5 protein-coding genes and 1 tRNA gene are annotated in these 5282 nt (G+C 63.7%); 3 read left to right on the top strand and 3 right to left on the bottom strand.

The features are described 5' to 3' along the window. A partial coding sequence (locus tag ACXJ7R_RS24260; protein ID WP_457154046.1) for a porin occupies positions 1 to 197 on the top strand: 197 nt, incomplete at its 5' end. A gap of 189 nt (positions 198 to 386) precedes the next feature. Here ACXJ7R_RS24260 and ACXJ7R_RS24265 read toward each other — a convergent pair. Further along, positions 387 to 462: transfer RNA gene (locus ACXJ7R_RS24265), tRNA-Ile, on the bottom strand. Positions 463 to 597: 135 nt separating this feature from the next. On the opposite strand from ACXJ7R_RS24265, the gene ACXJ7R_RS24270 reads away from it, so the two are divergent. Further along, positions 598 to 1311 (top strand): SIMPL domain-containing protein, encoded by a 714-nt coding sequence (locus ACXJ7R_RS24270; RefSeq protein WP_457154047.1) that lies wholly within the window; start codon positions 598 to 600, stop codon positions 1309 to 1311. Positions 1312 to 1565: 254 nt separating this feature from the next. On the opposite strand, the gene ACXJ7R_RS24275 is transcribed toward ACXJ7R_RS24270, so the two are convergent. Then, positions 1566 to 1943 carry a hypothetical protein gene (locus ACXJ7R_RS24275; protein ID WP_457154048.1) on the bottom strand — a complete coding sequence of 126 codons (378 nt, stop codon included), beginning with the start codon at positions 1941 to 1943 and terminating at the stop codon, positions 1566 to 1568. Positions 1944 to 2242: 299 nt separating this feature from the next. Further along, the gene (locus ACXJ7R_RS24280; RefSeq protein WP_095091722.1) at positions 2243 to 2689 is read right to left on the bottom strand and encodes a YcgN family cysteine cluster protein; all 447 of its coding nucleotides are present in this window, start codon (positions 2687 to 2689) and stop codon (positions 2243 to 2245) included. A 197-nt stretch (positions 2690 to 2886) separates the two neighbouring features. Between ACXJ7R_RS24280 and ACXJ7R_RS24285 the strand changes: the two genes are divergently transcribed. Next, positions 2887 to 5121: an OmpA family protein gene (locus tag ACXJ7R_RS24285; RefSeq protein WP_457154049.1), complete on the top strand. Its 2235-nt coding sequence runs from the start codon at positions 2887 to 2889 to the stop codon at positions 5119 to 5121. Positions 5122 to 5282: the final 161 nt, after the last annotated feature.

Consider the following 5282-nt stretch of genomic DNA (forward strand, 5'->3'; position numbering starts at 1 on the left):
CTGCTGACGACTGGAAGAACCTCGGCGTTGCAGCGAACGTCGCTTACAACGTTGTTCCCGGCTTCACGGTCACGGCCGAAGTCGACTATCTCCATGCAGGCCGGTTTGGCGATGTTGACTTTGTCAACCCCGCGTTTACGCCTGCCGACAAGGAGAACAGCGTCGGTGGTATGCTCCGCTTCCAGCGCGACTTCTAACAGGTCTCGCTTCGGCGAAACCGAAACCCGGCGGGTTGCCGCCGGGTTTTCTTGTCCACAACAGAGTCTGCTCGGCGCGATTTGACGTCCAAGCTTAGCATTCTCTCTGCTTCTCTATTCCGCAGCTGCGTCAGAGAATGATTGTGGCATGAAGCAGCCGTGATTTGCCGCCTCAAAAATCAATAGTTATGGTGGGCCCGGAGGGACTCGAACCCCCAACCAAGCGGTTATGAGCCGCCGGCTCTAACCATTGAGCTACAGGCCCCACGCGGGCTGGATTAATGTTTTTCGCATCGCCGCACAAGGCTTTCCCGTCAGGCTTCCACGGATCGCCCAAATCAACCCATAATCGCGCTCTACGCGACCTCTGCGACTTTGATCGCGGACCAAGGAGATTTTCATGACCAGACGCCTTTTGCCTCTCGCGCTCGCCGCTGCAATCGCTTTTCCGGCGATGGCTGGAGCCACCGATTTGCCGACGCCGCCCCGCATCATTGTGTCGGGCGAAGGCGAAGCAACCGTAGCCCCCGATCTGGCGATCCTGACGCTCAGCGTCATGCGCGAAGCCAAGACCGCGCGCGCGGCACTCGACGCCAACAACGACGCCATGGCCGCCGTGATCGCCGCCATGAAGTCGGCTGGCATCAAGGACCGCGACCTGCAGACCGCCGGCATCCAGATCAACCCGCGCTACAACTACACCAACAAGCCTGATGGCAGCCAGGAAGCCGAACTCGTCGCCTATCAAGTGACCAACACGCTGTCGGTGCGGGTGCGCGATGTCGACAAGACGGGCGAGATTCTGGACAAGGCGGTATCGCTCGGCGTCAACCAGGGTGGCGGCATAACCTTCACCAACGACAACCCGGCAGCGACCGTCACCGAGGCCCGCAAGAAGGCGGTGGCCAACGCCGTGGCCAAGGCCAAGACGCTTGCCGAGGCCGCCGGCGTCAGCCTCGGACGGGTGCTCGAGATCACCGACCAGAACATCGCGCCGACACCAATGCCGATCAACGCCAAGGCCTTCGATGCCGCAGCGGGCGCTGCGGCTCCGGTACAGGCCGGCGAGAATTCCTACAACGTCCAGGTCACCGTCACCTTCGAACTGAAGTAAGCGCCTGACGATCCATGGTGGGGCTTGCTCGGCCATGGATCGAGCCTTCAGCCAACGCCCTATATGAAAAACCCCGCGGGATTGCTCCCGCGGGGTTTTTTCGAGCCACGCCCTTCCAGCAGGAAAGGGGCTCGGCTACTCCCAGCATGATCTTCGCAGAAGATCATGCTGCCCGGCTAACCCTCGATGAGGGGCATGCCGCCAGGCTGATCTTTGAAGGAGATCATGCCCTTGTATTCAAGCCGGACCCGGCTTCAGCGATAGATAACCGGGCAGCCGCGGTCGTTGGCGAACACGACGACGACGCGGTCGCCGTACTGTCGGCCCATCACCTTCACCGTACGACGGCTGACGTCGAGGATGCGGACGCGGTGGAGACCCATGCGTTCGGCCTTGTCGAGCGCGCGGTCCGGCGAACAGCCACGACGCCATTCGCCGCGGCGTTCATCACCCCAGCCGCGACGTTCATCACGGCGGTGGCGATAGCCGTCGTCGCCGGCATAGACGCCGAAGCGCGTGTCGTTGTTGTTGCCGAAGCCGAGATAGAGGCTGTCGGCATGGGCCGGGATGGCGGCCAGCGTGCCGAGACCGACCAGAGCCGAAAGGGCTGCCGTCTTGATCGTGTTGAACATTGTCTTCTCTCCTTGTTGCGGGCTTTCGCCCGTCCTCGTGAACCGATGGGGGGAGAATGCACTTGGCTGTCTGAACTCATTGCGAACCGGCCGTTCATCTCCGGTTCATGTGGCGGAAAAGGATTTCGCCGGCCATCTACCATCGTCCACGGCAGGGGTGAATGCTCCAAAACGCCTCACTCAGTGCCCGGATCCCAATCCAGCAGTTTGGCTGAAGACCAGCTTGTTCGTTCCAACGCGGAGCCCTGCGGCTGGTCGTCTCCATGCGAGCCCTATGGCTCGTCGTCTCCATGCGAGCCCTACGGCTCGTCGTCCAGCAGGTAATCAAAATAGTCTTCCGGCTCGGCGAGATCGGTCTCGCTTGCCTTGACCCGCCCGCGCATCGACATGCCGGCCTCATGCACGGTCTCGGCGCTGCCCGACACGAGCCGGTGCCACCAGTAGAGGTCATGGCCCTCGGCCACCAGCCTGTAGGCGCAGGTGCTGGGCAGCCAGCTGATGGTGCGAACGTTCTGCGGCGTCAGCCCAACGCAGTCGGGAACGCGCGCCAGCCGGTTGGCGTAGTCCGAACAGCGGCAGCTCTGCGCGTCGAACAGCCGGCACCCGACACTGGTCCAGTAGATCTCGCCGGTGTCCTCGTCCTCGAGCTTTGACAGGCAGCATTTGCCGCAACCATCGCACAGCGACTCCCACTCAGCCGGGCTCATCGCCTCCAGCGCCTTGGTTTTCCAGAACGGCGTTTCCATTCCCGGCATGTGGCCCCAGCCGCCGGCAAGGTCAAGCGCGGCAACGGCCGGAATGCGGCGATCGCCGGGTGAATGACACGAAGTTGCCTTCAAAAGGCCGGCCAATCGCCCCGTACGGCGTCTATCGCAACCAAACTGGAACCAATCGGCGCAAGATCGGTTTCGGCAAGGATGGGACCCCATAAGGAGAGTTTTCGATGAAACGCCAACCACGGATTCTGGCAGGCACCGCACTTGGCCTGCTGATGGCATCCGCGCCGTTGGGCGCGTTCCCGCTTCAGGGAAGTGCCGCCTTCGACCCTGCCCAGCACACGTCAGCCGCGTTCATTTTGGCGCAGGCAGCGTGCGCCGAGGGCGAATCGGCCGAAGCTTGTGCGCAGAAGCAGCCGAAACAAAGGGAGCGGAAGAAGGCCGAGCCAGAGCAGCAGGCGGCGCCCGCAGCCCAGGGCGAGCAGCCCGCCGAGCAGGAGCAGCCGCGCAAGAAGCGTGAGAAGCAACAGCAGACCGAGTCCGCCCCTGCCGAGCAGGCCGCTCCGGCTGTCGAAGAGCAGCAACCTCGGAGGAAGAAGCGCGATCAGCAGCAGCAACAGCAGACTGAGCAGGCGCCGGCCGAGCAAGCCGCTCCAGCCGCCGAAGCGCAGCAGCCGCGCAAGAAGAAGCGCGAACAGCAGCAGACCGAGCAGGCGCCGGCCGAAGCGGCACCCGCAGAGCAGGCCGCTCCAGCCGCCGAAGCGCAGCAGCCGCGCAAGAAAAAGCGCGAGCAGCAGCAGACTGAGCAGGCGCCAGCCGAAGCGGCTCCTGCCGGCCAGGCCGAACCGGCCAACGACAACCAGCAGGGCGAGCAAGCCAAGCCGCGCAAGAGGCACAAGCAGGATCAGCAGGCCGAGCCGACCACGATAGCACCGGCCGTCGAGCCCGCACAGAAGCCTGAGAAGCAGAAGAAGCCTGTCGAAACGGCCAAACCGGCCGTCGTGCCGGAAGCCGTCCCGGCACCGACCGAGAAGCAAGCTCCGGCCGAAGTGGCGAAGCCCAAGGTCGAACCGGCTCCCGCCGGCGAACAGCCAGCGGCCCAGGGCGAGCAGCCGCAGGACAAGACCAAGAAGCACGGTAAGAAACCGGTTGGTGAGCAGCCTGTCACCGGCGTGCAGCCTGCCACGGGCGAACAACCGGCCAATGGCGAAAAGCCTGCCATAGCCGAGCAACCGGCCAATGGCGGCAAGGCGGCGCCTGTCCAGGGCGAGGCACCTGCCGATCCGAACACCGCTCCCATACTGGACAGCCAGAAGGATGCCGAGCGCAAGGGTGGCAAGGACCAGGGCCGCAGGAAGCCCGCCAACCAGAACGGCCAGCAGAATGGCGAGCAGCAGAATGGTGGGCAGAACGCCCAGCAAGGTGGCGATCAGGGCCGCAAGCCCGTGGTCGCGCCTGTCGATCAGGGTCCACCGCCCACCGACGACAAGGCCGCCCAGCAGGAGATCAAGCCCGAAAAAATGGTCCCTGTGACGGAGGAAAAAGGCAAGCGCGTCGATCGTGCACCTGACGAGAACATCCGCGACCGCCGCCGTCCCAAGGGCGTCGACGTGCTCAAGGAAATCGGCGACCGCGTCATCATCCAGCTCAACAACCAGACGATCGTCCAGAGCAATGACGGTCCGCGCATGAACCGTGGCGCCAAGGACGTCTACTACGAGGATCTGCCGCAAGGCCGCACACGCGAGACGGTCGAGCGCGGCAATGGCGTCCAGATCGTCACCATCCGCAACCGCTACGGCGATGTCATCCAGCGTTCGCGCATCACCCCTGACGGGCGCGAATACGTGCTGAGCTATGTCGACGAGCAGGACTATCAGGATGAGGGCGACTGGCGCGATCCCGGCGACGACCTGCCGCCGATGCGACTGACCATCCCGCGCCGGCAGTACATCCTCGATTCCGAGGACGTCGAGAGCCCGGACGACTACTACACCTTCCTCGAACAGCCGCCGGTGGAGAAGGTCCAGCGCCTCTATTCGATCGACGAGGTCAAGCGTTCGGCCCGCGTGCGCGACATCGCACGCCGTGTCGACCTCGACACGCTGAACTTCGAATTCGGCTCGGCCTCGATCTCCGACACCGAGGTGCAGAAGCTCGAGGGTGTCGCCAGCGCGATGGACAAGCTGCTGAAGAAGAACCCGGCCGAGACCTTCCTGATCGAAGGCCACACAGATGCCGTCGGCACGCCAGAGGCCAACCTCGCTTTGTCCGATCGTCGCGCCGAAGCGGTGGCGGAGGCCCTCACCAATGCCTTCGGCATTCCGCCGGAGAACCTGACGACGCAGGGCTATGGCGAGGAGTATCTGAAGGTCAACACGGCCGCGCCCAACCGCGAGAACCGACGCGTCGCCATTCGCCGCATCACCTCGCTGGTGGCGCCCGTCGCCAGCAACAATTAGGTCATGATTTCAAAACCATGACCTGGTTTGCGGACTCTGCACGAGAAGCAGCCATCCCCGGTCCTGCCGGGGATGGCTCGACATGTCAGGTTCAACAAGAATTGTACCGGCATTAGCGCCGGCTCATTGAATCGTGGGTTCACCTACCCCAGATTCTTGAC

The organism is Mesorhizobium sp. P5_C1, from assembly GCF_054049815.1.